Origin of the sequence: Aminobacter sp. LjRoot7 (assembly GCF_964252895.1) — a bacterium.
GTDB lineage: Bacteria > Pseudomonadota > Alphaproteobacteria > Rhizobiales > Rhizobiaceae > Aminobacter > Aminobacter aminovorans_B.
Map to the genome: position 1 here is coordinate 190742 of NZ_CAXUPX020000010.1, position 24716 is coordinate 215457.

The window sequence follows — 24716 nt, forward strand, 5'->3', positions numbered from 1 at the left end:
CAAAAGAAGCGAGCCTGTTTCGTCATGCGTGTTATCCTGGAACGCTCCAACCTGTTGAAGTCCTTGAACCACGTGCACCGCGTGGTCGAGCGCCGGAACACCATTCCGATCCTGTCCAACGTGCTGCTGCAGGCCAATGGCGCGAGCCTCGAACTGAAGGCGACCGACCTCGATCTCGAGATTTCGGAAGCCACACCTGCCTCCGTCGAACAGGGCGGCGCCACCACGGTTCCCGCGCACCTGCTCTACGACATCGTGCGCAAGCTGCCCGACGGTGCGGAAGTGATGCTGAAGACCGACGAGGACGGCAACGCCATGTCGGTCGTGTCGGGCCGCTCCAGCTTCCGCCTGCAGTGCCTGCCGCAGTCGGACTTCCCCGAGCTGTCAGCCGGCACGTTCTCCCATATCTTCCGGCTCGACGCCAACGCGCTCAAGGGCCTGATCGACAAGACCCAGTTCGCCATCTCGACCGAAGAGACGCGCTATTATCTCAACGGCATCTACCTGCACACGCATGAGAGCGGCGGCAAGCTGATGCTGCGCGCGGTTGCCACCGACGGCCACCGCCTGGCGCGTGCCGAAGTCGAGGCGCCGGCTGGCTCCGAGGGCATGCCGGGCATCATCATTCCGCGCAAGACCGTTTCCGAGCTTCAGAAGTTGATCGACGACCCGGATGTAGCAGTCACCACTGAGATCTCCGACACCAAGATGCGCCTGACCATCGGCGGCGTGATCCTGACGTCGAAGCTGATCGACGGCACCTTCCCCGACTACCAGCGCGTCATTCCGAGCGGCAACGACAAGAAGCTGATCATCGACCGCCAGAGCTTTGCCGCAGCCGTCGACCGTGTGTCGACGATCTCGTCCGAGCGTGGCCGCGCGGTGAAGCTGTCGATCGCAGACGGACTGGTGACGCTCGCCGTCAACAACCCCGATTCGGGCAGCGCCGTCGAAGAGCTCGCCGCCGACTATTCGTCGGACCCGATCGAGATCGGCTTCAACGCCAAGTACCTGCTCGACGTCGCCGCCCAGCTCAAGGGCAGCGAAGCCCGCTTCATGCTGGCCGACGCCGGCTCGCCCACGCTCATCCACGACACAGCCGACGAGAACGCTCTCTACGTGCTGATGCCGATGCGCGTGTAGCGCCCACACGCCGGTGCAAGAGCCAGATACGGGGGAGACGCGGAAACGCATCCCCTCGACGCATATTGGTAAGCTTAAGCTTACAGACTTCCGCAACTACACCTCGCTTTCGCTCGACCTCAGGCCGGGCGCGGTGGTGTTCACCGGCGAGAACGGCGCCGGCAAGACCAACCTTCTGGAAGCCATCTCATTCCTGACGCCGGGACGCGGCCTGCGCCGCGCGCCCTACCCCGATGTCGCCCGCGAAGGCAGCACCGGTGCCTTTGCCGTGCATGCGGCGATCGAAGGGCCGTTCGGCGATGCCGAACTGGGCACCGGCACGAACCTTGACGCCATAGGCGAGGCCGGGCGCCGCGTGCGCATCAACGGTGCCACCGCCAAGGCTGACGACATGCTGGAATGGCTGCGCGTGGTGTGGCTGACGCCGTCCATGGACGCGCTGTTCACCGGCCCAGCCGGCGATCGCAGGCGATTCCTCGACCGATTGGTGCTGGCCATCGACCCGGCGCACGGTCAGCGTGCGCTCGACTACGAAAAGGCTATGCGCGGCCGCAACCGGCTGCTGTCCGAAGACCGCCGCGACAACGCCTGGTTCGATGCGATCGAGATCCAGATGGCGGAGACGGGTGCCGCGATCGCCGCCGCCCGCGTCGAGATGGTGCGGCTTCTGACGGCGATGATCGGGCGGATGCCGGAGACCGGCCCCTTCCCGCAAGCCGAGCTCAGCCTGGCCGGCAGCCTCGAGCAGAGCATCGGCGACATGCCGGCAGTGGAGCTGGAGGAGCGCTTCCGCGCAGCACTGGCCAGCGGGCGCGAGCGCGACCGTGCGGCGGGACGCACGCTCGAAGGCCCGCACCGTTCCGACCTCGTCGTGCGCCACAAGCCGAAATCCATGCCAGCGGAGCTGTGCTCGACCGGCGAGCAGAAGGCCCTGCTGGTCGGCATCGTTATTTCGCATGCCCGTCTCACCGGCGAGATGGCTGGTGCTGCCCCCATCCTGCTGCTCGACGAGATCGCCGCCCATCTCGATGCCGGACGGCGCGCGGCGCTGTTTGAAATCCTCGAGGACCTCAATTGCCAGGCCTTCATGACCGGCACCGAGGCCAGCTTGTTTTCGAGCCTCATCGGCCGGGCGCAGTTCCTGACCGTCGACCACGGCAGCGTTAGCGAAACGCCGTTGTCCGACAGCCTGGACCGATAGTTCCGGACGCAACCCGACTGACAAGCTGAACTCGCGGCGATATGGTTGCGCCATGAACCAGCCAGCCCCGCTCTCCCCGGAAGAACTCGAACGTTACGCTAGGCATATCGTGCTGCCGGAGATCGGCGGGCCTGGCCAGCAGAAGCTGAAGCGGGCGCGCGTGCTGGTGATCGGCGCCGGCGGGCTCGGCGCACCGGTACTTGAGTATCTGGCGGCAGCCGGCGTCGGCACGCTCGGCATCGTCGACGACGATCATGTCTCGCTGTCCAATCTGCAGCGCCAAGTGATCCACGCCACTGATTCCGTGGGCGCCTCCAAGGCGGACAGTGCCGCCGCAACGATCGCCCGCATCAATCCGCATGTGACTGTCGAGCTGCACAAGCTCAGGCTGACGCCGGCGAACGCCGCGGAGCTGATCGTCGGTTACGACATGGTCATCGACGGCTCCGACAATTTCGAGACACGTTATGCGGTCGCCGATGCCGCGGCCGAGGTGAAACGGCCGCTGGTGCATGCTGCCGTCGGGCGTTTCGATGGCTCGATCACCGTGCTGAAGCCGTTCGAGAGCAATGCCGAAGGCCGCAGGAACCCTTCCTATCGCGACCTGTTTCCCGAGCCGCCGCCGGCGGGACTGGTGCCGTCCTGCGCCGAGGCCGGCGTGCTTGGCGCTTTGACTGGCGTGATCGGCACGCTGCAGGCGATGGAGGCGATCAAGCTGATCACCGGCATCGGCGAGCCGCTTGTCGGCCGGCTTTTGCTCTACGATGCGCTCGGCGCGCGTTTCGACACCGTGCGCTACAAAGCCTCCTGAACGATGACCACTGAGCCGACCATTACCCGCCTGCCCCAGGATTTCGATCGCTGGGATGAGCTGCTCGGCCTTATCATGCACGCCTTCGCCTATATGGACGGCGTCATCGACCCGCCGTCCTCGGCGCACCGGCTGACGCCTTCCAACCTCCGCGACAAAGCGAGGGAAGAAGTCGGCTTCATCGCCACCCTGCACGGACGCCTCGTCGGCTGCATCTTCGCCGCCGAGCGTGATGGGCTGTTCTATGTCGGCAAGCTGGCCGTCGACGACAGTGCGCGTGGCCTGGGTATTGGCCGGGCGCTGATGCTGGCGGCCGAGCGCCATGCCATCGAACGGGGCAAACCTGTCCTCGAACTGCAGACCCGAATCGAACTCGCCGCCAACCACGCCACCTTTGCCAGGATGGGTTTCGTCGAGTTCGAGCGCACGGCGCATGACGGCTTTGATCGCCCGACCTCGATAACCTTTCGGAAGACGCTGAGGTGAACCTCGCTCTCACCAGCGACGAGCGGCGAATCGCCGGCGGCACTGATGGTGCCGCGATGGCGATGCGCATCGTCGCCGACAGTGCCGCCCTGCTCGGCGCGCCCAGGCTGATCCCGATCGCCTCGGCACACATAGACGGCGCACTCTATCACGGCGATTCGGGCACTTTGTTCGCCGAACGGCTGGTCGAGGGCGATGCGCGCGTGGCCGTGCGCTCGACGCTCAATGTTGGCGCGCTCGATCTGATGGGCTGCGCGCGCGTTCGCCTTGAAGAGCCACAACGTTCGATGGCGCGACGGATGATGGAAGCCTACCGCAAGCTCGGCTGCGAGCAGAGCTGGACCTGCGCGCCCTACCAGGCCGGCCACCGTCCCGCATTCGGCACGGATGTCGCCTGGGGTGAATCGAACGCCGTCGTCTTCTGCAACTCGGTGCTCGGCGCCCGCACCAACCGCTATGGCGACTTCCTCGATATCGCCTGCGCGATTTCGGGCCGCGCGCCCGACTACGGCCTGCATATCAAGGCGAATCGGCGCGCAACACTGGTGTTCGACGTCTCCGCCCTGCCCCCTGAGTTCCTCGCCTCCGAGATCGCATGGCCGGTGCTCGGCAGCCTCTATGGCAGCGAGGTCGGCAACGCCGTCGGCGTGGTGACAGGCGTGAGCCAAAAACCCGGCGAGGACGCACTCAAGGCCTTTGGTGCTGCCGCCGCATCGTCGGGCGCCGTCGGGCTGTTCCACATCGCTGGCGTCACGCCTGAGGCCCCCGATGCGGTGACCGCGCTGGGCGGCATCGCCGCTGAAACCACGATCCGGGTGACGCCTGACATGGTGGCCGCCGCCCAGGCCAGGCTTTCGACCTCAGATGTCACCGAGCGCATCGACGCTGTCGCCATCGGCAGCCCGCATCTGTCGCTTGCCGAGTTCGACGCGCTGGAACGGCTGATGGCGGGACGGCGGCTTGCGGTGCCGATCCATGCCTGCACCGGCCGGCATGTCCTGACCGAGCTCGACCGCGATGGCCGGCGCAAGGCGCTGGAAGCTCTGGGCGTGGTCATTGTCACTGATACCTGCGTGGTGGTGACGCCGATCCTGCCGGACCGGATTGGCGGCGTGCTGATGACCAATTCGGGCAAGTTCGCCCATTATGCGCCGGGGAATACCGGCTACGCGGTGCTTTACGGCTCGCTCGCCGACTGCGTCGAAAGTGCTGTCACCGGGCGGCCGGTGTTCGCGAGGCTCGGCTCGTGAGCACGCACGGCGAAATCCTCGTTCCGGGCAAACCGGGCGAAGGCCCGGCACTGGTGCTGTCGGCGCCGATCAGCTTCTGGGGCGGCGTCGACCCGAAATCCGGCCGCCTCGCAGACGTGCGCCACCCCGAATGCGGCCAGAGCATCTCAGGCAAGGTGCTGTTTTTGCCCGGCACCATAGGTTCGTCGTCGGCCTCAGCCGTGCTGATGGAACTCGTCCATGCCGGCCACGCTCCGGCGGCACTCGTACTGCACGAGCCCGACGCCATCCTGCTGCTCGGCCTGATCGTGGCGCGCGAGATGGGTTGGGAGACACCGGTGGCGGTGAGGCTACAGCGGGAGGCGTTCAGCGCCTTCGAGGGTAAGCAGGTGCGGGTTGGCGCCGATGGGGCAATAGCTATTTCTGGCTGACGTGGCGCCGCCCCTCACCCTTACCCTCTCCCCGCAAACGGGGCGAGGGGGGCGTCAGCGCAGCCGCTGTCCCTTCGCCCCGTTTACGGGGAAAAGGTGCCCGCAGGCGGATGAGGGGCAGCGCAAACCTGGGACAGAAAGAGCTCAGGTCCTCAGCGGCAGGACCCGGTCCGGCGGACGGTGGCCGTCGACGTGGGCGCGAATGTTGATGATGACCTTCTCGCCCATGTCGATGCGGCCTTCGATGGTCGCCGAGCCCATATGCGGCATCAGCACCACCTTGCCGCGGGCGGCGAGCTTGAGCAGCTTGTGGTTGACCGCCGGCTCGTGCTCGAAGACGTCGAGGGCAGCGCCCGCAAGCTTGCCGTCCTGCAGCATCTTGACCAGCGCGTCCTCGTCGATGATGTCGCCGCGGGCGATGTTGACGAGATAGGCGTGCGGCTGCATCAGCGCCAACCTGCGCCCCGACAGCAGATGGAAGGTCGCCGGCGTCGACGGGCAGTTGATCGAGATGATGTCCATGCGGGCGAGCATCTGGTCGAGGCTCTCCCAGTAGGTCGCCTCCAGCTCGTCTTCGACCGATTGCAGCACGCGGTGGCGGTTGTGATAGTGGATGGACAGGCCGAAGGCCTTGGCGCGGCGGGCAACGGCGGTGCCGATGCGGCCCATGCCGACGATGCCGAGGCGCTTGCCGCCGATGCGGCGGCCGAGCATCCAGGTCGGCGACCAGCCGGCCCATTTCTTGTCACTGGTGAGAACGCTGGCACCCTCGGTCAGGCGGCGCGGCACGGCGAGCATCAGCGCCATGGCCATGTCGGCGGTATCTTCGGTCAGGACGTTCGGGGTGTTGGTCACGGTGATGCCGCGCTTGGCGGCGGCGGTGACGTCGATCTTGTCGACGCCGTTGCCGAAATTGGCGATCAGCTTGAGGTTGGGGCCGGCCTGCTCGATCAGGGCCGCATCGATGGTGTCGGTCACCGTCGGCACCAGCACGTCGGCTTCCTTGACCGCCGCCACAAGCTCCGGCTGGCTCATCGGCTTGTCGTCGACATTCAGCCGCGCGTCGAAGAGTTCGCGCATCCGCGTCTCGACCTGGTCGGGCAGCTTGCGCGTGATGACGACGAGAGGCTTTTTTCGACCGGCCATTCTATCCTCGACGAAGATCTCGTTGAGACCTCTTTAACCAAGACCGGCGAAACTGCAATCCGATCCATGAGCGGTAATCTGTGTAACAAGCAGTGCCGCCGAAGACAAAGAAAAAGGGTGTCCACCTAAAGGGCGCCAAGTTCAAACAGAGGTTACGGAAGTGTCTGGTTTCGCGTCGCTCCGTCTGGCCGTCAGCGCAGCCCTGATCGGCCTTGCTTTCGTTTCGCCCGATACCGGTTTCGTCGGCCCGGCCACGGCCGCCCCGAATGGGACGATCGGCCCGAGCGGACTGCCGCTGCCGCGATTCGTCAGCCTCAAGTCGGGCAAGGTCAATTCGCGCATCGGGCCCGGCGTCAATTATCCGGTCGACTGGCTCTACATGAAGCCGGGCCTGCCGATGGAAATCATCCAGGAATATGACAACTGGCGCCGTGTGCGCGATTCCGAAGGTGCCGAGGGCTGGATCAACCAGTCGCTGCTGTCGGGTCACCGCACCGCGATGACGGCCCCTTGGCAGCGCGGCAAGCCGGCGCAGCTCAACCTGCTGGCCAAGCCCGAAAACGGCGCGCGCACCGTCGCCATCATCGACCCAGGCGTCGTTGGCTCGATCAAGCAGTGCAATGGCACATGGTGCGAGATGTCGTTTGCCGGCACCAGCGGCTGGCTCAACCAGTCGCAGGTCTGGGGTGCCTATCCCGGCGAAAGCATCGAGAACTGATCGTCTGCGCCGCGTGTCCACGGACGCGCGGCAAACGCAGTGATGCAATCAATGGATAAGAGCGGATAAGTGCCCGATTACGCCGGGCGCTTGGGCCTCAGCCTCACCACGATATCAACATTGGCGATTTCCATGCCTTCCGGAGGTTCCGGCAGGTTGGTCACGCAAACCGAATTCGACTCGATGTCGAAGATACGGTTCTCGCCCTCGATATAGAAATGGTGGTGATCCGACGTGTTGGTATCGAAATAGGTTTTCGACCCCTCGACGGCGAGGATGCGCAGCAGGCCTGATTCCGTGAACTGATGCAGGGCGTTGTAGACGGTTGCCAGCGACACCGGCACACCGGCCGACAAGGCTTCCTCGTGCAGTTCCTCGGCCGAAAGGTGCCGGTCGCCCTTGGCGAACAGCAGTTCAGCCAATGCGATACGCTGACGCGTGGGCCTCAGCCCCGCATCGCGGACACGCATTTCCACAGCAATGCTTGCCTTGTGGGAATCCACTCGTCGCCTCGTCGAAGTTTTGCCTTCGCCCCATTTAGAGCCTGCAAGCATGCCAAAAACGGATCGGCAGCCGGCAAGCTATGGTTGACATATATTCTGTCGCTCAAATGCGATCAATAGCGCGCATTGACCCAGGCGGACGGGCGCGTTAATCGCAAACGCCGGTTTCCGGCTGCAGACAGTCTGTGCTAGTGAGAGCACACAAGAAGGGCGTGGCACCGCCCGAAACGATTACGGGAAGGTGTTCATGGCCGAACAGAAATCCAGCTACGGCTACGAGGAATTGCTGGCATGTGCCCGCGGCGAGCTGTTTGGAGACGGCAACGCCCAGCTGCCCGCCCCGCCGATGCTGATGTTCGATCGCATCACCGAAATCAGCGAGACCGGCGGCGAATTCGACAAGGGCTTTGCCCGCGCCGAGTTCGACATCAAGCCGGACCTTTGGTTCTTCCCTTGCCACTTCATCGGCAACCCGATCATGCCCGGCTGCCTCGGCCTCGACGCCATGTGGCAGCTGACCGGCTTCTACCTCGGCTGGCTCGGCGAGCAGGGCAAGGGCATGGCACTGTCCACCGGTGAGGTGAAGTTCAAGGGCATGGTCACGCCTTCGGTCAAGAAGGTGGAATACGGCATCGACTTCAAGCGCGTGATGCGTGGCCGCCTTGTACTGGGCATCGCCGACGGCTGGTTGAAAGCCGACGGCGAGACCATATACAAGGCCACCGACCTCAAGGTCGGGCTCTCGAAGCAGGAAGCTGCGGCCGTCTGATCGGCCCCTTTACACTGGACCGGAGATTTTCATGAGACGTGTCGTCGTAACTGGCCTTGGCATCGTATCGTCCATCGGCAACAACGCCGACGAGGTTCAAGCTTCGCTGCGTGACGCGAAGTCCGGCATCAGCTTCTCCGAATCCTTCGCCGAGCACGGCTTCAAGTGCCAGGTCTGGGGCTCGCCCAACCTCGACACGACGGAGCTCGTCGACCGCCGCGCCGCCCGTTTCCTGTCGCAGGGCGGCATGTGGAACCACGTCGCGATGAAGCAGGCGATCGCCGACAGCGGCCTCGAAGAGAGCGACGTGTCGGGCAACGAGCGCACCGGCATCATCATGGGCTCGGGCGGTCCGTCGACGCGCACGATCGTCGAAGCCTCCGAGATCACGCTCAAGAACAACTCGCCCAAGCGCATCGGACCGTTCGCTGTGCCGAAGGCGATGTCGTCGACGGCTTCGGCGACGCTCGCCACCTGGTTCAAGATCCACGGCGTCAACTACTCGATCTCGTCGGCCTGCTCGACCTCGGCGCACTGCATCGGCAATGCGGCTGAGATGATCCAGTGGGGCAAGCAGGACATCATGTTCGCCGGCGGCCACGAGGACCTCGATTGGACCATGTCGAACCTGTTCGATGCCATGGGCGCCATGTCGTCCAAGTACAACGACCGCGCATCGGTCGCCTCGCGTGCCTATGACCTCAACCGGGACGGCTTCGTCATCGCCGGTGGTGCTGGCGTGCTGGTGCTGGAAGAGCTCGAACACGCCAAGGCGCGAGGCGCCAAGATCTATTGCGAACTGGTCGGCTACGGCGCGACGTCAGATGGCTACGACATGGTCGCCCCGTCGGGCGAAGGCGCAATGCGCTGCATGCGCCAGGCGCTGTCGACGGTGAAGGGCCCTGTCGACTACATCAACACCCACGGCACCTCGACGCCGGTGGGCGATTCGAAGGAAATGGGCGCCATCCGCGAAGTGTTCGCCGGCAACCTGCCGAACATCACCTCGACCAAGTCGCTGACCGGCCACTCGCTGGGTGCCGCGGGCGTTCAGGAATCGATCTACTCGATCCTGATGATGCAGGGCGGCTTCATCGGCGAAAGCGCCCATATCGAAGAGCTGGACCCGGAATTCGAAGGCATGCCGATTGTGCGCAAGCGTATCGACAACGCCAAGATCGATACCGTGCTGTCCAATTCCTTTGGCTTCGGCGGTACCAACGCCACGCTCGTTTTCCAGCGCCTCTCGGCATAGGGACCCCGACATGGACGGATTGATGAAGGGCAAGCGCGGGCTCATTATGGGCGTCGCGAACGACCATTCGATTGCCTGGGGCATCGCGCAGAAGCTCGCCGAGCATGGCGCGGAACTGGCCTTCACCTATCAGGGCGAGGCATTCGGCCGCCGGGTCAAGCCGCTGGCCGAAAAGGTCGGCGCCGAAATCCTGGTGCCGTGCGATGTCGAGGACAGCGCTTCGGTGGCGGCTGCCTTTGCAACATTGAAGGAAAAGTGGGGCGGCATCGACTTCCTGGTCCATGCCATAGGCTTCTCCGACAAGAACGAGCTGAAGGGCCTCTACGCCGACACCACGCGCGAAAACTTCGTGCGCACCATGGTGATCTCGTGCTTCTCCTTCACCGAGGTGGCCAAGCACGCCGCAGCGTTGATGAACGACGGCGGCTCGATGATCACGCTGACCTATGCCGGCTCGGTGCGTGTCATGCCGAACTACAACGTCATGGGCGTTGCCAAGGCCGGCCTCGAAGCCAGCGTGCGCTACCTCGCCAACGACTACGGCCCGCGCGGCATCCGCATCAACGGCATCTCGGCCGGCCCGGTGCGCACGCTTGCGGGCGCGGGCATTGCCGACGCACGCCACATGTTCACCTACCAGCAGCGCAACTCGCCGCTGCGCCGCACCGTCACCCTCGACGAGGTCGGCGGTTCGGCGTTGTACCTTCTGTCCGACCTGTCGTCGGGCGTCACCGGCGAGATCCACTACGTCGATTCGGGCTATCACATCGTCTCTATGCCGACGCTGGACGAACTCAAGCAGATGGATGGCGGGCGCGACTAGCGCCTCCGCCCGAAATCGGCACCGATTTTCGGGACGGGTTTGCGCCCTCGATACGGCGCACGGCACCACAATAAAAAGCGCCTGCTGGTAAAATTGTAGACAATCGTCAAAATCGATCTTAACGAGCGAACCGGTAGAAATGCCACGCAAGTTAGGAAAATCAGCATGTCTGCCGCCAGGAACCCCCGTCGAAGCCCCACGTTTCGACTTATCACCATCGCCGCTTCCGGCATGGGCAGCTTCGTGCTGGGTCTGTGGTGGCTGAGGTTTGCTCTTGGCGACAACATCGGCGGCATGTCGGGCGAAGCGGTCAGCGCGGTCATTGCTGGACTTTGTGCCCTCGCCGCCTCGATCGCCGCGATGTCATTCTTCGCCGGTGTCGACGAATCGGCTGATTTCGTCTTCAACGAAACGCATTACGACAAGCTGACCGGCCTTCTGGCGCGGCCGGCGATGGTCGGAAAGATCGCCGAGGCAGCGTCGGCCACGGCCCGCACCGGCAAGCCGATGTTCCTCATCGACATCGACATCGACCGCTTCAAGCAGATCAACGACGCCATCGGCTACAGCAATGGCGACGCCCTGATCCGCGCCTTCACCGCCAGGCTCAAGGCAGCCCTGCCGCGCGACATGGTCATCGGCCGCATCGGTGCAGGCGAGTTCGCCATTCTTTATCCCGACCAGATGCTGCGCTGCTCGCTCGACACGCTCATCGAACGCCTGATCCACGATCTGATGCGCCCCTACCAGTTGGCGTCGCACCAACAGTCGGTCAACGTCTCCGTCGGCGTCGTCGCCATGCCCAAGGAAGGCTACGACCCGGTCGTTCTGCTGCGCCGCTCGAACCTCGCGCTGCAGAATGCGCGCGCCAGCGGCATTGGCGACTGGGCCGTCTTCCAGTCCGAAATGGGTCGGGTTGCCGACCACCGCCAGTGGGTGGAATCGGAACTGCACATCGCCTTTGAATGCGGCGACTTCGACCTGCACTACCAGCCGCAGCTCGACCTGACGTCGGGCCGCGTCGTCGGCTACGAGGCGCTGATCCGCTGGCGTCACCCCGAGCGCGGCATGATCCCGCCGGTCGAATTCATCTCTGTCGCCGAAGAGACTGGCATGATCGCGCCGATCGGCGAGTGGGTGCTGCGCAAGGCCTGCACCGACGCCCGCCTGCTGCCGGAAGACTGCTTCGTTGCCGTCAACATTTCGCCGGTGCAGTTCATGACCCGCGATTTCGTCGGCATCGTCGAGCGGATCATCAAGGACACCGGCATCGAGCCGAAGCGGCTGGAACTCGAACTGACCGAATCGGCGATGATGCAGGACCGCGACCGCGCGGCCTCGATCCTCAAGCAACTAACAGCGATGGGCATTTCGGTGGCGGTCGACGATTTCGGCACCGGCTACTCGAACCTCGCCTATCTGATCGACTTCTCGTTCCACAAGCTCAAGATCGACCGCTCCTTCGTCAGCCGCATGGAGACCGACAGCAATTCGGGCGCCGTGGTGTCGACGATCGTCGGCCTGTCGCGAGCGCTTGGCGTGCGCACCATTGCCGAAGGCGTGGAGACGGAGAACCAGGCGACCCTGCTCAGGGCCGCGGGTTGCCAGGAAGTCCAGGGCTATTTCTACGGGCGCCCAGCACCCCTCAGCCTCGGCGACCCGGCTTTGACCCAGGGCACCGAAGGCATCGCCAATCTGCACTGACGCCCGTCAGCGCCGTTGCATGATGGCCGGCTCGGCACCTGGCGCCGACCTCAGCGCTTAGCCGAATAGACCCTGAAGGCGTTGTCGACAGCGATTTCCTCGACCGATGAGAAGGCCTGCGCCAACACAGCCGGATAAGGCAGATGGCGGTTGGCCACCATGAACAGACGCCCGCCCGGCTTGAGCGCCGCCGCTGCCGCCTTGATCATGCGATGGCCGATCTCGGGATCCGCGTCGCGATCCTGGTGGAAGGGCGGGTTCATCACCACCACATCGTAGCGCCGCTCGACCGGCTCCTTGGCGAGATCCTGCCAATGGAAGCCAGGCTGGACGAGCGCCGCAGGCACGTTGGCCCTGGCCGCCTCCAGCGCATCGAAGTCCGCCTCGAACAGGTCGAGCGCCTTGAGTTCCTTGGCGCGCGTGACCACCTCGGTGGCGACATAACCCCAACCGGCGCAGAAATCGGCGACCTTGCCCTTGATGTCTGAAGGCAGGTTGTCGACCAGAAGGCGCGAGCCGGCGTCGATGCGTTCAAACGAGAACATGCCGGGCGCTGTACGGAAGCGGTCCTCGACCAGCATCTCCGGGTTGTCGGCGCGCAAGGTCGCGGCGGCCGCCTCGGCTTGAGCGGTGCGGCGGAACCAGAGTGCGGTGCCGTGATATTTGGGCAGGTGGTCCTCGATCTCGAGCAGGCCGCCCAAACGCTTGCGCAGGCTGGCGATACCATCCTCCTTGCCACCCGCGACGACCACCAGCCCGCCCGGCTGGACGCGCTCGATCGCTTCTGCGACACGCAGTTCGTTCAGCCCACGATGACGCCCGGCCAGCGCCAGGGTGATGTCGAAGCCATGTCCCTCGGCACGCGCCGTAACATCGTGTCCAGCCGCCGCCAGAGCCAGCACGTAAGGCCTGAAGCCTTGGACGAGTGAAAGCTTGGCATCGAAGCCCTGCGGCTTCCTGAATCCCGGCTCGGCGCCAATGAACAGGACACGCGTGCCCTGCCCCGGCATCGCCAGCAGCTCGGCCTCGAAGGGATAGAACAGGGTTTTCAGGGCGTCACGCATTGTGGATCCTAACAGTGAGTCCTTCGAAGCTCGCTCTCCGGGCGAGCACCTCAGGATGAGGACGGTCGGCGCTATCGCCAACCAGAGATGTAGTCGCGCACCACCTACCTCATCCTGAGGTGCGAGCGAAGCGAGCCTCGAAAGACGCACGACAAACAAAAGCGGGCGCGACCTTACGGCCACGCCCGCTTCATATCAGGATGTCAGCCTATCAGGCGGCGGTTTCTTCGCCTTCGGGCTTCTTGGCGATCTCCTTGCCAGTGGCCTGGTCGACGACCTTCATCGACAGGCGGACCTTGCCGCGCTCGTCGAAGCCCATCAGCTTGACCCAGACCTTGTCGCCTTCCTTGACCACGTCCGAAGTCTTGGCAACGCGGTCGTTGGCAAGCTGCGAGATGTGGACGAGGCCGTCGCGCGGGCCGAAGAAGTTGACGAAGGCGCCGAAGTCAGCGGTCTTGACGACCGTGCCTTCGTAGATCTCGCCGACTTCCGGCTCAGCCACGATGGTGTGGATCCACTTCTTGGCCGCCTCGATTTCCTTGGCGTTCGACGAAGCGATCTTGACCGTGCCGTCGTCCTCGATGTTGATCTTGGCGCCGGTCTTTTCGACGATCTCGCGGATGACCTTGCCGCCAGAACCGATGACTTCACGGATCTTGTCGGTCGGGATGTGCATGACCTCGATGCGCGGAGCGAACTCGCCGAGTTCCTTGCGGCCTTCCGACAGAGCCTTCGACATTTCGCCGAGGATGTGCAGACGGCCGTCCTTGGCCTGGCCGAGCGCGATGTTCATGATCTCTTCGGTGATACCGTCGATCTTGATGTCCATCTGCAGCGCGGTGATGCCGTTGGTCGTGCCGGCAACCTTGAAGTCCATGTCGCCGAGGTGATCCTCGTCGCCCAGGATGTCGGACAGGACGGCGAAGCGCTCGCCTTCCTTGATCAGGCCCATGGCGATACCGGCAACCGGCTTCTGCAGCGGAACACCAGCATCCATCAGCGCCAGCGAGGTGCCGCAGACGGTGGCCATCGACGACGAGCCGTTCGACTCGGTGATCTCGGAGACGACGCGCAGCGTGTAGGGGAACTGCTCGGCAGCCGGCAGCATCGGGCGCACTGCGCGCCAGGCGAGCTTGCCGTGGCCGATTTCGCGGCGGCCGGGCGAACCCATGCGGCCGGTCTCACCAACCGAGTAGGGAGGGAAGTTGTAGTGAAGGAGGAACTTCTCCTTGTACATGCCGGTCAGCGAGTCGACATACTGCTCGTCTTCGCCGGTGCCGAGCGTGGCAACGACCAGCGCCTGGGTCTCGCCGCGGGTGAACAGCGACGAACCGTGGGTGCGCGGCAGGACGCCGACTTCGGAAACGATCTGGCGAACCGTCGAGAGGTCACGGCCGTCGATGCGCGAACCGGTGTCGAGGATGTTCCAGCGCACGATCTTGGCCTGGAGTTCCTTGAACACGGTGGCGACCTTGTCGGCCGACCACTTCGGAGCTTCGTCGCCTTCGGCGGCAAACGCTGCCTTGACCTTGGCCTTGACGGCGTCGACGGCGGCGTAGCGGGCCTGCTTGTCGATGTTCTTGTAAGCGTCGCGCAGCTCGCCTTCGACGATCTTCAGCATCTCTGCTTCAAGCTCGGAATAGTCCGGCGCGGTGAAGTCGCGCGGATCCTTGGCCGCCACTTCGGCCAGCTTGATGATGGCGTCGATGACCGGCTGGAAGCCGCGGTGACCGAACATGACGGCGCCGAGCATGACGTCTTCAGCCAGTTCCTTGGCTTCCGACTCGACCATCAGCACGGCAGCATCGGTGCCGGCGACAACGAGGTCGAGCTTCGATTCCTGCATCTCGTCGATATGCGGGTTGAGCACGTATTCGCCGTTGATGTAGCCGACGCGCGCGCCGCCGATCGGGCCCATGAAAGGCACGCCCGAGAGCGTCAGCGCAGCCGAGGTGGCAACGATCGACAGGATGTCAGGATCGTTTTCGAGGTCGTGCTGGACGACGGTGATGACGACCTGGGTGTCGTTCTTGTAGCCGGCAGCGAAGAGCGGACGGATCGGACGGTCGATCAGGCGCGAAACCAGCGTTTCCTTCTCGCTCGGACGGCCTTCACGCTTGAAGTAGCCGCCGGGGATCTTGCCGGCTGCGTAGGTCTTTTCCTGGTAGTTGACGGTCAGCGGGAAGAAGTCGAAGCCCGGCTTCGGCTCCTTGGCCGAAACGACGGTGGCGAGCACGACGGTTTCGCCGTAGGTGGCGAGCACGGCTGCATCGGCCTGACGCGCGATCTTGCCGGTCTCGAGGATGAGCGGACGGCCGCCCCATTCGATTTCAACTTTGTGGTGATTGAACATATTCTGTCCTTCGTGGCGGGAACGGCCGACGCCGCATTCCGGCGCGCCAATTCCCTGGCTTGTTCGGCGCGCCATAGGGAAAACCGGCTGGTCTTCCGCACGCGCCTTGGCTTCGGTTTGGCCAGCCACGGGCAAGACAACAAGAAGCTCGGTGGAAATGTGAGCCGCAACGCGGCCGACCGAACGTCCTGCAATCCTGCCCCATGACCGTCCATGGGCGGTTCGGGCGCGTCGCTGCGGCGCTCCGGAACCTTTTTCAGCGCGACCCCGCCCCTGTGGCGTGATCGGACCAATGGACCATCAAAAAAAGATGGCCCGAATGCGCGAACGGCGGGCTCTCGCTCGGAGAACCCGCCGATCAATTCATCAGCGGCGCAGACCGAGCTTCTCGATCAGCGTCTGATAGCGTGCGTCGTCCTTGCGCTTGAGGTAATCAAGCAGCGAGCGACGCAGGGAGACGAGCGCCAGAAGACCACGACGGGAGTGGTTGTCCTTCTTGTGGTCCTTGAAGTGCTCGGTCAGGTTCTTGATGCGCTCGGAGAGGATCGCAACCTGGACTTCCGGCGAACCGGTGTCGCCCTTGGCGGTTGCAAATTCAGCCATCAATTCCGACTTGCGCTCGGCAGTAATCGACATCGTGTTTTCCTTTCAATCTGGAGGAAACGGGACGCCCTCGGCCGGGATGTCGTCCAGCTGGGGCCAATGGAACAAGGCGCTTAAAAGCGCGATGTTGCGGCGCATATAGTAGAATTTGGCAACAAAAGCCAGTCCCATTCGCAAGCCGGCTCCGAGCCGCCCTTCAGAGCCATTTGCGCCAGCGGAAAAACAGCACCAGCGAGATCGCGACCAGGGCCATGAAGCCGAGCGCTGCCGGATAACCATAGGGCCACAGCAACTCGGGCATGTTCCAGGGCGAACTGGCGGGGTCGAAATTCATGCCCCAGATGCCGGCGAGGAAGGTTAGTGGGATGAAGATCGCCGAGACGATCGTCAAGACGCCGATGATTTCGTTGGTCCGCGATTGCGACAGCGACAGCTGCATCTCGATCAGGCCGATCATTGTCTCGCGCTGGGACTCGACCGTTTCGGCCAGCCGGATGGAATGGTCGAGCGTGTCGTTGAAATAGACCTTGGTCTCGGCCGAGATGAAGGCCGCATCGGAGCGGATCAGCGTGGTCAGCGCATCGCGCAACGGCATGATGGTGCGCTTGAGCTGGCTGGTCGCCCGGCGCAGGCCGTGCAGCTGGCTGATGTGCTGCTTCCTGGGGGCGGCCAGCAGCTCGTCCTCGATGGCTTCGACCTTGTCGCCGGTGGCATCGACGATCGGGAAGTAGCTGTCGACCACAGCATCGATCAGCGCATAGGCGAGATAGTCGGCCTTGCGGTGGCGCAGCCGGCTCGGATTGGAGGTTCGGATGCGCTGGCGCACCGGCTCGAACGGATCGCCCTCGCGCTCCTGGAAGGTGACGACGAACTTGTCGCCGAAAAAGAACGAGATCTGCTCGTAGCGGCTGGTCTTCACGTCATCGATCATCGAGAGCACGAAGAAGGCATGATCGTCGAAGAAGTCGGCCTTGGAGCGCTGGCCGGTGTTGACCACATCCTCGAGCGCCAACGTGTGCAGATGGAAGATCCTGCCGATCTCCTCGATCAGGCCGATATTGGCAAGGCCGACGCAATCGAGCCAGATCAATGGCCAGTTGTTGCAGGCCGCCTCGACGTCGTCGAGGCTCGCATCGTCGACGAACTCGCAGGTATCAGGCGAAATCAGCGTCAGGTTCAGCGCCGACTGGCGCGCCGACGGGTCGGCGATCAGCGTGCCGGGCGACGCGCCAACCGGTGGCCGAGTGTGCTGGCGATGACCGTGTTTGCCGGTGGGTTCAGCCAGTGCCATTTCGCCTCGCTCGCGGAATCATGTCAGCGATCCAAGCGGAAACGGCACCGGCAGACAAGTGTCAGGCAGTGAACACCCGCTTGGGCTTGAACATGCCCTGCTCGATGGCGCCGATGGCGACGAGCTTGCCACGCGCGGTGGCGCAGGCTTCCTCGGCCTCGACAGGGGCATCACGTCCGCGCACGATAACCGGGTTGCCGAGCCTGATCTTGGAGGCGGCCTCGTCCGTCACGGCGACCTGTGGCAGGCAGTCGAGTGCCGCCGAAGTGTCGACAACGAATTCATCGATCGCTGTGAAGTCCCACTTGCCCTCTTCACCTTCCGGCTGGCCGGCGGTGCGAGCCGCTTCGAGCTCGGCGATAGTGACGAAGTCTTCCGCGGTGAACGGATCGACCTCGGTGCGGCGAAGCTCCGAGATGTGGCCGAAGCAGCCGAGATCGCGGCCCATGTCACGGGCCAGCGAACGGACATAGGTACCCTTGCCGCAATCGATCTCGAAAACGGTGCGATCGGCACTGTTTTCGATGATCTCGAGGCGGCCGATCTCGACTTCACGGGCCGGAATGTCGACGGTCTCGCCTTCGCGGGCGAGGTCATAGGCACGCTCGCCGGCGATCTTGATCGCCGAGAACTGCGGCGGCGTCTGCATGATGACGCCGGTGTATTTCGGCATGACGGCGCGGATCTCTTCCTCGGACGGACGCTTGTCCGAGGTCTTGGTCACCGGGCCCTCGAGGTCGTCGGTCGAGCGCTCTTCGCCCCAGGAGACGGTGAAGCGGTAAACCTTGGCGCCGTCCATGACGTAAGGCACGGTCTTGGTGGCTTCGCCGAGCGCGATCGGCAACATGCCGGAGGCGAGCGGGTCGAGCGTTCCGGCGTGTCCGGCCTTTTCGGCGTTGAACAGCCACTTGATCTTGGAGACGGCCTCGGTCGAGCCCATACCCACAGGTTTGTCCAGCACCAGCCAGCCGGAGACGGGCCGGCCTTTCTTCTTGCCGCGACGCGACATGTCAGTCTTCCTTGTCTTCTTCGCCGTCGAGGTCGCGCGCCACTTCGGGCGAGCGCAGCAGATCGTTGATCTTGGCGAAATTGTCGTAACTGGTGTCCAGCCGGAAACGGAATTCCGGCATGTATTTCATCTGCTTGAGGGCAAATGAAACGCGGCCACGGATGAACTTGGCATATTTGTTGAGCGCGACGATGACCGCGTCCGCGTCCTTGGCGCCGATCGGCGACACGAAGGCGGTGGCGATCTTGAGGTCAGGCGACATGCGCACCTCGGTGATCGAAATAACCGTCGTTTCAATCACCGGATCGATGATCTCTCCGCGCGGGAGCATTTCGGAAAGCGCATGGCGCACCTGTTCGCCGACGCGAAGCTGGCGCTGGGATGGGCCTGAACTCTGAAAACGCGACATGGTCCTGAAAATCCATATGTCGCAGGAGGCGGAATGGGACCGCGCTTCCTGCTGCACGAAAACGGACGGCGGCCGAACGGCCACCGTCCAAATGACTAGACTGATGCCAGAGTCTTAGAGCCTCCGGGTCACCATCTCCACGCGGAAGCACTCGATGACATCGCCAGCGCGCATGTCTTCGTAGTTCTGGAAGGCCATACCGCATTCCTGGCCGACCGGCACTTCGGAGACTTCGTCCTTGAAGCGCTTGAGCGTCTTGAGCGTGCCTTCGTGGATGACAACGTTGTCGCGGATGAGGCGGACGCCCGCACCACGTTCGACCTTGCCTTCGGTGACACGGCAACCAGCGACCTTGCCCGTCTTCGTGATGTTGAAGACTTCGAGGATCTCGGCGTTGCCGATGAAGGTTTCGCGGCGTTCCGGCGACAGCAGACCCGACATCGCATCCTTAACGTCATCCACGAGGTTGTAGATGATGTTGTAGTAGCGGATCTCGATGCCCTGCTGCTCAGCGGCGTGACGCGCCTGCGCATTGGCGCGGACGTTGAAGCCGATGATTGCCGCACCCGAGGTTTCGGCGAGCGTGACGTCGCTTTCGGTGATGGCGCCGGCGCCCGAATGGACGATGCGCGCACGCACCTCGTCGGTGCCGAGCTTGTCGAGTGCTGCGATGATCGCTTCGACCGAGCCCTGCACGTCACCCTTGATGATGAGCGGGAACTCCTTGAGGCCGGACGACTGCAGCTGCGACATCATCTGCTCGAGCGAGCCGCGCTGGGTTGCGTGCTTGGCGACAGCCTTGTCACGCGCCAGACGCTGGCGGTACTCGGTGATCTCACGGGCACGGGCTTCGTTGTTGACCACCGCGAAGCGGTCGCCAGCCTGAGGCGTGCCCTGGAGGCCGAGAATCTCGACCGGCATCGCCGGCGGAGCTTCCTCGAGACGGTTGCCACGATCGTCGACCAGGGCACGGACGCGGCCCCACTGGTCGCCGGCGACGAGAATGTCGCCTGGCAGCAGCGTACCGGTCTGGACGAGCACGGTCGCAACCGGGCCACGGCCCTTGTCGAGCTTGGCTTCGATGACGACACCCTCGGCCGTACGGTCGGGGTTTGCCTTGAGGTCGAGAACTTCGGCCTGCAGCAGGATCGCTTCGAGCAGCTTGTCGAGATTGGTGCGGTTCTTCGCCGAAACCTCGACGTCGAGCACTTCACCGCCCATCGATTCCACGAAGACTTCGTGGCGCAGCAGCTCGGTACGGACCTTCTGGGCGTCAGCCGACGGCTTGTCGATCTTGTTGATGGCAACGATGATCGGCACGCCGGCAGCCTTGGCATGGCTGATCGACTCGATGGTCTGCGGCATGACGCTGTCGTCGGCCGCAACCACCAGGATGGCAATGTCGGTCGCCTGGGCACCACGAGCACGCATCGCCGTGAAGGCGGCGTGGCCGGGGGTGTCGATGAAGGTGATCTTCTGACCGTTCTTCTCGACCTGGTAGGCGCCGATGTGCTGGGTGATGCCACCGGCTTCGCCTGACACGACGTTGGCCTGGCGGATGGCGTCGAGCAGCGAGGTCTTGCCGTGGTCGACGTGACCCATGATGGTGACGACAGGCGGACGCGTAACCAGCGTTTCGCTGTGATCGGCGATGTCGAACAGGCCTTCTTCGATGTCGGACTCGGCAACGCGGCGAACCGTGTGGCCGAACTCGGAAGCGACCAGCTCGGCCGTATCGGCGTCGATGACGTCGCCCGGCTTCAGCATCTGGCCTTGCTTCATGAAGAACTTGACGACCTCGACGGCGCGTTCGGACATGCGCTGGGCCAGTTCTTGGATGGTAATGGTCTCAGGAAGAATGACCTCACGCACGATCTTCTCGCGCGTCTCCTGGTGCATCGCACGCTTGAACTTCTCCTGGCGGCGACGCATCGCCGACAGCGAACGCGAACGGGCGTCGCCATCCGCGGAAGTCAACGCCGTGTTGAGCGTCAGCTTGCCACGACGACGGTCGTCCTCGGTCTTGGTCTTGGCCGGACGGGCAATCTCAGGGGTCGCAACGCGGCGGATCGGCGATGCGGTTGCGGCACCGGGGCCAACGCGGCCCTTCGGCTTGGCTTCCACCTCGTCGGGCACATTGGCCTCGAGGGCTGCGGCCGGCGCACGGCGGCGTGCCTCGTCCTCGGCGCGGCGGCGGGATTCAGCCTCGGTCTTGAGACGGGCTTCTTCTTCTGCCTGGCGACGAGCCGAATCCTCGCGCTCCTTGCGGCGGCGCTCGTCTTCCTCGGCACGGCGGCGCGCGTCTTCGGCAGCGCGTAGGCGATCTTCCTGTTCACGCGCGACCGAGCCTTCGAGCGCGCGACGACGCGCATCCATCTCGCTGCGCGACAGTGAATTCAGCACCATGCCTGAACGCTCGGGCTGGCGCGGCGCGGGCCGCGGCGCCTCTTTCGCGACAGGCGCGGGTGCAGGCGTTGGTGCAGGTGTCGGCCGGGGTGCAGGAGCTGCCGCGACCGGCGTCGAAACAACAGGCGTCGCTGCCACAGGCGCTACCGGCGCTGCCGGTGCGGGCGCTGCTGGCTGCGGCTTGGGCGCGAACACCGTCGCTGCCGTCGGTGTGGGCTCGTGCTTGTCGCCGGGCATGGAGAACTTACGCTTCTTCGTCTCCACGACGACCTGCTTTGTGCGGCCGTGCGAGAAGTTCTGGCGTACGGTTCCCTGCTCCGATCCCGGGCGCTTCAGCGTCAAGGTCTTCTTCGGAGTGACGCTCAACGTGTTGTCATCGCCCGATTTGCTATCGCTCATTCCATATCCTCTGCGGCATCATCGTCGTAGGCAATCGCCGCAATCATTGCCAGATCATCCGGGGATCCGCCCCGATATCGGTCAAGCGCAACCATGCGCTTCGCGACCGCCTTGCCCGCTTCTCCCGCGAGGACGGCAGCATGTATCACATTTGTTGCCCCCAATGCCAAACCCAATTCCGCTTCCGAAAAAAGTTTGTAGGCGGGCGTTGCAGGCCCGCCGATATGCACTGTGGCCTTGCGGGCCTGGGTGATCTTGCGGACGCCATCCTCGGCGCCCTCGTAAGCATGGAGTACTAGAAGCGCCTTGCCGGCACGGACCGTGGAGTCGACCTTGGCGGCACCTAGTGCCACCAGACCGGCCTTGCGGGCAAGCCCAAGCGAGCCAAGTGCTGACCGGGCGAGCAGATTATCCACCATTGCGCCCAGATCGGGCGGCACGACGACCTGCGCCTTGAAGGCACGGGCGAACATGCCCTTGGCCGCCGCCTTGTCGATATGTAGGCGGTCGGCCGTCACCCAGCAACCGCGGCCGGGCAGATTTCTCTTCAGATCAGGATAGACGGCCGAATCCGGGCCGACGACGAAACGGATCAGATCATCCGGTTCGGCGCTTTTGCGCGTGACGATGCAGGTGCGATCGTTCATCTCGTCCAACAGTTTCTCCGGCCGGCCTCACGTCACTCACCGGCGACGTCGGCAGGCTCTTCCTCGGACGCAATCTCGTCCTCGGCGATCCAGCCAACCATGCGTCGGGCAGCAACAACCATCTGTTCCGCATCGGTACGCGAGACGCCGTAGTCGGCGAGCACGCCTGGGAAGAATTTGGTCTCTCCGTCCTTGCGTTCCTTCCAGCCGACGAGATCGTCGGCGGCGTAGCCGGCGAAGTCCTCGACAGTCTTCACGCCGTCATTGCCGAGAGCGACCAGCATCGCGGTGGTGACACCGGGGATCTCGCGCAGTTCGTCCTGCACGCCAAGCGCCTTGCGCTTCTCGTCGTGCTCGGCCTCGATCTTGCCGAGGTATTCGCGGGCGCGGGTCTGAATCTCGCTGGCCGTGTCCTCGTCGAAGCCGTCGATCGATGCGATTTCGTCGGCATCGACGTAAGCCACTTCTTCAACCGAGGTGAAGCCTTCGGATGCAAGCACCTGGCCGACCATCTCGTCGACGTCGAGCGATTCCATGAACAGGGTCGAACGCTCGACGAATTCCTTCTGGCGGCGCTCCGACTCTTCCTGTTCGGTCAGGATGTCGATGTCCCAGCCGGTCAGCTGCGAAGCCAGGCGCACGTTCTGGCCGCGGCGGCCGATGGCCAGCGACAGCTGGTCGTCGGGAACCACGACTTCGATGCGCTCTGCGTCCTCGTCGAGAACGACCTTGGCGACTTCAGCCGGCTGCAGGGCGTTGACGATGAACGAGGCTGCGGAAGGCGACCACGGAATGATGTCGATCTTTTCGCCCTGGAGCTCGCCGACGACGGCCTGGACGCGCGAACCGCGCATACCGACGCAGGCGCCGACCGGGTCGATCGAGCTGTCACGCGAGATGACGGCGATCTTGGCGCGCGAACCGGGGTCGCGGGCAACCGACTTGATCTCGATGATGCCGTCGTAGATCTCCGGCACTTCCATGGTGAACAGCTTCGCCATGAACTGCGGATGGGTACGCGACAGGAAGATCTGCGGGCCACGCTGTTCGCGGCGCACGTCGTAGACGTAAGCGCGGACGCGGTCGCCGTACTTGTAGTTTTCGCGGGGGATCAGCTCGTCGCGGCGGATGATCGCCTCGCCACGGCCGAGATCGACGATGACGTTGCCGTATTCGACGCGCTTGACCGTGCCGTTGACGATCTCGCCGATACGATCCTTGTACTCGTCGTACTGGCGGTCTCGCTCGGCTTCACGCACCTTCTGGACGATGACCTGCTTGGCCGACTGGGCGGCGATGCGGCCGAAATCCATCGGCGGCAGCTGTTCGGCGATGAAGTCGCCGAGCTGCGCATCGGGATTGCGTTCGCGCGCCGAGCTCAGCGCGATCTGGATGGCGTAGTCATCGACCTTTTCGACGACTTCCATCAGGCGCTGCAGCTTCATCTCACCCGTGTTGGGGTTGATGTCGGCGCGGATGTTGGTCTCCTGACCATAGCGCGAGCGCGCTGCCTTCTGGATCGCGTCGGCCATGGCGGCGATGACGATCGACTTGTCGATCGACTTCTCGCGGGCGACCGCATCGGCGATCTGCAGCAGTTCGAGCCTGTTGGCGCTTACAACCATTGTCTTTCTCCCGGAGCGTCCGGCCGGATCAGGTCCAGCCGTTGGGCTCTATCAATCTTCCGTTTCGGTTTCTTCGTCTTCCGGCGCATCTTCGGGTTCGCCGCGACGCTTCCGTGCTTCCTTGCGCGCCTGATTGTCCTTGCTCAGGGCATCGCGAATGAGATCGTCGGTGAGGATCAGCCGCGCCTCGGAAATCGCCTCGAAAGGCACGCGCACGGTCGGCTCCTCGCCGTAGGCGGCCTGGTCACGCTGGATCAGGACGCTTTCTTCGTCGACTTCGGCGATCTTACCGCGGAAGCGCTTGCGGTCGGCAACCATGACCGAGGTCTCCATCTTGACGATGTGACCGATCCAGTTGCCGAAATCCGACTTGCGAACCAGCGGCCGGTCGATGCCCGGCGACGAAACTTCGAGATGATACGCCTTTTCGATCGGATCATCGACATCGAGAGCAGGCGAAACCGCACGGCTCACTTCTTCGCAATCCTGGACGGTCATGGTGCCGTCTTCGCGCTCGGCCATGATCTGCAGCGTCAGCCCGTTCGTGCCCGACAGGCGGATGCGAACGAGGCGGAAGCCGATCGCGCGAAGGACGGGCTGAACGATCAGGGCGATGCGGGCGTCGATGCCGGTCTCGCGAATGATGCGGTCGTCGCCTGTCTGTTCGACTGCGTTTTCGGTCATTGGTTCT

At 63.9% G+C, this 24716-nt stretch carries 23 protein-coding genes; 11 read left to right on the forward strand and 12 right to left on the reverse strand.

Annotated features, from left to right (window positions below; all coding sequences use genetic code 11):
* Positions 1-24 precede the first annotated feature (24 nt).
* Genes dnaN through ACSQ3E_RS24710 form a run of 6 tightly spaced genes read left to right on the forward strand, consistent with a single transcriptional unit; the run spans position 25 to position 5301 of the window.
* Positions 25-1143: a DNA polymerase III subunit beta gene (gene dnaN, locus ACSQ3E_RS24685; protein WP_067954407.1), complete on the forward strand. Its 1119-nt coding sequence runs from the start codon at positions 25-27 to the stop codon at positions 1141-1143.
* 49 nt (positions 1144-1192) lie between these two features.
* Positions 1193-2344, forward strand: a complete 1152-nt coding sequence (gene recF, locus ACSQ3E_RS24690; protein ID WP_436124697.1) for a DNA replication/repair protein RecF — start codon at positions 1193-1195, stop codon at positions 2342-2344.
* A gap of 52 nt (positions 2345-2396) precedes the next feature.
* The gene (locus ACSQ3E_RS24695; protein ID WP_436124674.1) at positions 2397-3155 is read left to right on the forward strand and encodes a molybdopterin-synthase adenylyltransferase MoeB; all 759 of its coding nucleotides are present in this window, start codon (positions 2397-2399) and stop codon (positions 3153-3155) included.
* A 3-nt stretch (positions 3156-3158) separates the two neighbouring features.
* On the forward strand, positions 3159-3641 hold the full coding sequence (locus ACSQ3E_RS24700; protein WP_310319550.1) for a GNAT family N-acetyltransferase: 483 nt from the start codon (positions 3159-3161) through the stop codon (positions 3639-3641).
* On the forward strand, positions 3638-4891 hold the full coding sequence (locus tag ACSQ3E_RS24705; RefSeq protein ID WP_436124675.1) for an aconitase X: 1254 nt from the start codon (positions 3638-3640) through the stop codon (positions 4889-4891). The genes ACSQ3E_RS24700 and ACSQ3E_RS24705 overlap by 4 nt, the downstream gene beginning before the upstream one ends.
* On the forward strand, positions 4888-5301 hold the full coding sequence (locus ACSQ3E_RS24710) for an aconitase X swivel domain-containing protein (RefSeq protein ID WP_436124676.1): 414 nt from the start codon (positions 4888-4890) through the stop codon (positions 5299-5301). Before ACSQ3E_RS24705 ends, ACSQ3E_RS24710 begins: the two co-directional genes overlap by 4 nt.
* 144 nt (positions 5302-5445) lie before the next feature.
* Here ACSQ3E_RS24710 and ACSQ3E_RS24715 read toward each other — a convergent pair whose 3' ends face one another.
* The gene (locus ACSQ3E_RS24715; protein WP_310319558.1) at positions 5446-6447 is read right to left on the reverse strand and encodes a 2-hydroxyacid dehydrogenase; all 1002 of its coding nucleotides are present in this window, start codon (positions 6445-6447) and stop codon (positions 5446-5448) included.
* Positions 6448-6607: 160 nt separating this feature from the next.
* Here ACSQ3E_RS24715 and ACSQ3E_RS24720 point away from each other — a divergent pair, with 160 nt between their 5' ends.
* Positions 6608-7165, forward strand: a complete 558-nt coding sequence (locus tag ACSQ3E_RS24720) for an SH3 domain-containing protein (protein ID WP_310319561.1) — start codon at positions 6608-6610, stop codon at positions 7163-7165.
* A 77-nt stretch (positions 7166-7242) separates the two neighbouring features.
* On the opposite strand, the gene irrA is transcribed toward ACSQ3E_RS24720, so the two are convergent.
* Positions 7243-7668 (reverse strand): iron response transcriptional regulator IrrA, encoded by a 426-nt coding sequence (gene irrA, locus ACSQ3E_RS24725; protein ID WP_409014566.1) that lies wholly within the window; start codon positions 7666-7668, stop codon positions 7243-7245.
* 247 nt (positions 7669-7915) lie between these two features.
* Here irrA and fabA point away from each other — a divergent pair, with 247 nt between their 5' ends.
* The 4 genes from fabA (at position 7916) to ACSQ3E_RS24745 (ending at position 12219) form a co-directional block, all read left to right on the forward strand.
* A complete protein-coding gene (gene fabA, locus ACSQ3E_RS24730; RefSeq protein WP_115729301.1) occupies positions 7916-8437 on the forward strand; it encodes a 3-hydroxyacyl-[acyl-carrier-protein] dehydratase FabA in 522 nt (173 codons plus the stop codon).
* A 31-nt stretch (positions 8438-8468) separates the two neighbouring features.
* On the forward strand, positions 8469-9692 hold the full coding sequence (gene fabB, locus ACSQ3E_RS24735) for a beta-ketoacyl-ACP synthase I (protein WP_436124677.1): 1224 nt from the start codon (positions 8469-8471) through the stop codon (positions 9690-9692).
* A 10-nt stretch (positions 9693-9702) separates the two neighbouring features.
* Positions 9703-10515: an enoyl-ACP reductase FabI gene (gene fabI, locus ACSQ3E_RS24740; RefSeq protein ID WP_436124678.1), complete on the forward strand. Its 813-nt coding sequence runs from the start codon at positions 9703-9705 to the stop codon at positions 10513-10515.
* A gap of 165 nt (positions 10516-10680) precedes the next feature.
* Entirely contained in the window at positions 10681-12219 is a 1539-nt protein-coding gene (locus tag ACSQ3E_RS24745; protein WP_436124679.1) for a putative bifunctional diguanylate cyclase/phosphodiesterase, read from the forward strand.
* 50 nt (positions 12220-12269) lie between these two features.
* On the opposite strand, the gene ACSQ3E_RS24750 is transcribed toward ACSQ3E_RS24745, so the two are convergent.
* The 10 genes from ACSQ3E_RS24750 to rimP all read right to left on the reverse strand — a co-directional run bounded on the left by ACSQ3E_RS24750 (position 12270) and on the right by rimP (position 24709).
* Positions 12270-13283: a class I SAM-dependent methyltransferase gene (locus ACSQ3E_RS24750; RefSeq protein WP_436124680.1), complete on the reverse strand. Its 1014-nt coding sequence runs from the start codon at positions 13281-13283 to the stop codon at positions 12270-12272.
* A 211-nt stretch (positions 13284-13494) separates the two neighbouring features.
* Positions 13495-15636, reverse strand: a complete 2142-nt coding sequence (gene pnp / locus ACSQ3E_RS24755; RefSeq protein WP_436124681.1) for a polyribonucleotide nucleotidyltransferase — start codon at positions 15634-15636, stop codon at positions 13495-13497.
* A gap of 366 nt (positions 15637-16002) precedes the next feature.
* Entirely contained in the window at positions 16003-16272 is a 270-nt protein-coding gene (gene rpsO / locus ACSQ3E_RS24760; RefSeq protein WP_067954434.1) for a 30S ribosomal protein S15, read from the reverse strand.
* 163 nt (positions 16273-16435) lie between these two features.
* Positions 16436-17530 carry a magnesium/cobalt transporter CorA gene (corA, locus tag ACSQ3E_RS24765; RefSeq protein WP_436124682.1) on the reverse strand — a complete coding sequence of 365 codons (1095 nt, stop codon included), beginning with the start codon at positions 17528-17530 and terminating at the stop codon, positions 16436-16438.
* A gap of 61 nt (positions 17531-17591) precedes the next feature.
* Positions 17592-18539, reverse strand: coding sequence for a tRNA pseudouridine(55) synthase TruB (truB, locus tag ACSQ3E_RS24770; protein ID WP_067954437.1), 948 nt, complete (start codon positions 18537-18539; stop codon positions 17592-17594).
* A gap of 1 nt (position 18540) precedes the next feature.
* Entirely contained in the window at positions 18541-18948 is a 408-nt protein-coding gene (gene rbfA, locus ACSQ3E_RS24775) for a 30S ribosome-binding factor RbfA (protein ID WP_310319585.1), read from the reverse strand.
* 114 nt (positions 18949-19062) lie between these two features.
* Positions 19063-21753, reverse strand: coding sequence for a translation initiation factor IF-2 (gene infB / locus ACSQ3E_RS24780; protein WP_310319588.1), 2691 nt, complete (start codon positions 21751-21753; stop codon positions 19063-19065).
* Complete coding sequence (locus ACSQ3E_RS24785; protein ID WP_067965752.1) at positions 21750-22400, reverse strand: RNA-binding protein; 651 nt, start codon at positions 22398-22400, stop codon at positions 21750-21752. The genes infB and ACSQ3E_RS24785 overlap by 4 nt, the downstream gene beginning before the upstream one ends.
* A 32-nt stretch (positions 22401-22432) precedes the next feature.
* A complete protein-coding gene (gene nusA, locus ACSQ3E_RS24790; RefSeq protein WP_310319593.1) occupies positions 22433-24025 on the reverse strand; it encodes a transcription termination factor NusA in 1593 nt (530 codons plus the stop codon).
* Between the two features lie 51 nt (positions 24026-24076).
* A complete protein-coding gene (gene rimP, locus ACSQ3E_RS24795) occupies positions 24077-24709 on the reverse strand; it encodes a ribosome maturation factor RimP (RefSeq protein WP_310319596.1) in 633 nt (210 codons plus the stop codon).
* Between the last annotated feature and the right edge of the window lie 7 nt (positions 24710-24716).

What these genes read in the sequence shown, in the direction of transcription:
- corA (WP_436124682.1), bottom strand. Translation starts at nt 17,530, where the DNA reads ATGGCACTGGCTGAACCCACCGGCAAACACGGTCATCGCCAGCACACT.
- nusA (WP_310319593.1), bottom strand. Translation starts at nt 24,025, where the DNA reads ATGGTTGTAAGCGCCAACAGGCTCGAACTGCTGCAGATCGCCGATGCG.
- ACSQ3E_RS24695 (WP_436124674.1), top strand. Translation starts at nt 2,397, where the DNA reads ATGAACCAGCCAGCCCCGCTCTCCCCGGAAGAACTCGAACGTTACGCT.
- ACSQ3E_RS24785 (WP_067965752.1), bottom strand. Translation starts at nt 22,400, where the DNA reads ATGAACGATCGCACCTGCATCGTCACGCGCAAAAGCGCCGAACCGGAT.
- ACSQ3E_RS24750 (WP_436124680.1), bottom strand. Translation starts at nt 13,283, where the DNA reads ATGCGTGACGCCCTGAAAACCCTGTTCTATCCCTTCGAGGCCGAGCTG.
- fabB (WP_436124677.1), top strand. Translation starts at nt 8,469, where the DNA reads ATGAGACGTGTCGTCGTAACTGGCCTTGGCATCGTATCGTCCATCGGC.
- fabI (WP_436124678.1), top strand. Translation starts at nt 9,703, where the DNA reads ATGGACGGATTGATGAAGGGCAAGCGCGGGCTCATTATGGGCGTCGCG.
- rpsO (WP_067954434.1), bottom strand. Translation starts at nt 16,272, where the DNA reads ATGTCGATTACTGCCGAGCGCAAGTCGGAATTGATGGCTGAATTTGCA.
- ACSQ3E_RS24700 (WP_310319550.1), top strand. Translation starts at nt 3,159, where the DNA reads ATGACCACTGAGCCGACCATTACCCGCCTGCCCCAGGATTTCGATCGC.
- dnaN (WP_067954407.1), top strand. Translation starts at nt 25, where the DNA reads ATGCGTGTTATCCTGGAACGCTCCAACCTGTTGAAGTCCTTGAACCAC.
- truB (WP_067954437.1), bottom strand. Translation starts at nt 18,539, where the DNA reads ATGTCGCGTCGCGGCAAGAAGAAAGGCCGGCCCGTCTCCGGCTGGCTG.
- fabA (WP_115729301.1), top strand. Translation starts at nt 7,916, where the DNA reads ATGGCCGAACAGAAATCCAGCTACGGCTACGAGGAATTGCTGGCATGT.
- pnp (WP_436124681.1), bottom strand. Translation starts at nt 15,636, where the DNA reads ATGTTCAATCACCACAAAGTTGAAATCGAATGGGGCGGCCGTCCGCTC.
- rimP (WP_310319596.1), bottom strand. Translation starts at nt 24,709, where the DNA reads ATGACCGAAAACGCAGTCGAACAGACAGGCGACGACCGCATCATTCGC.
- rbfA (WP_310319585.1), bottom strand. Translation starts at nt 18,948, where the DNA reads ATGTCGCGTTTTCAGAGTTCAGGCCCATCCCAGCGCCAGCTTCGCGTC.
- infB (WP_310319588.1), bottom strand. Translation starts at nt 21,753, where the DNA reads ATGAGCGATAGCAAATCGGGCGATGACAACACGTTGAGCGTCACTCCG.
- ACSQ3E_RS24715 (WP_310319558.1), bottom strand. Translation starts at nt 6,447, where the DNA reads ATGGCCGGTCGAAAAAAGCCTCTCGTCGTCATCACGCGCAAGCTGCCC.
- ACSQ3E_RS24745 (WP_436124679.1), top strand. Translation starts at nt 10,681, where the DNA reads ATGTCTGCCGCCAGGAACCCCCGTCGAAGCCCCACGTTTCGACTTATC.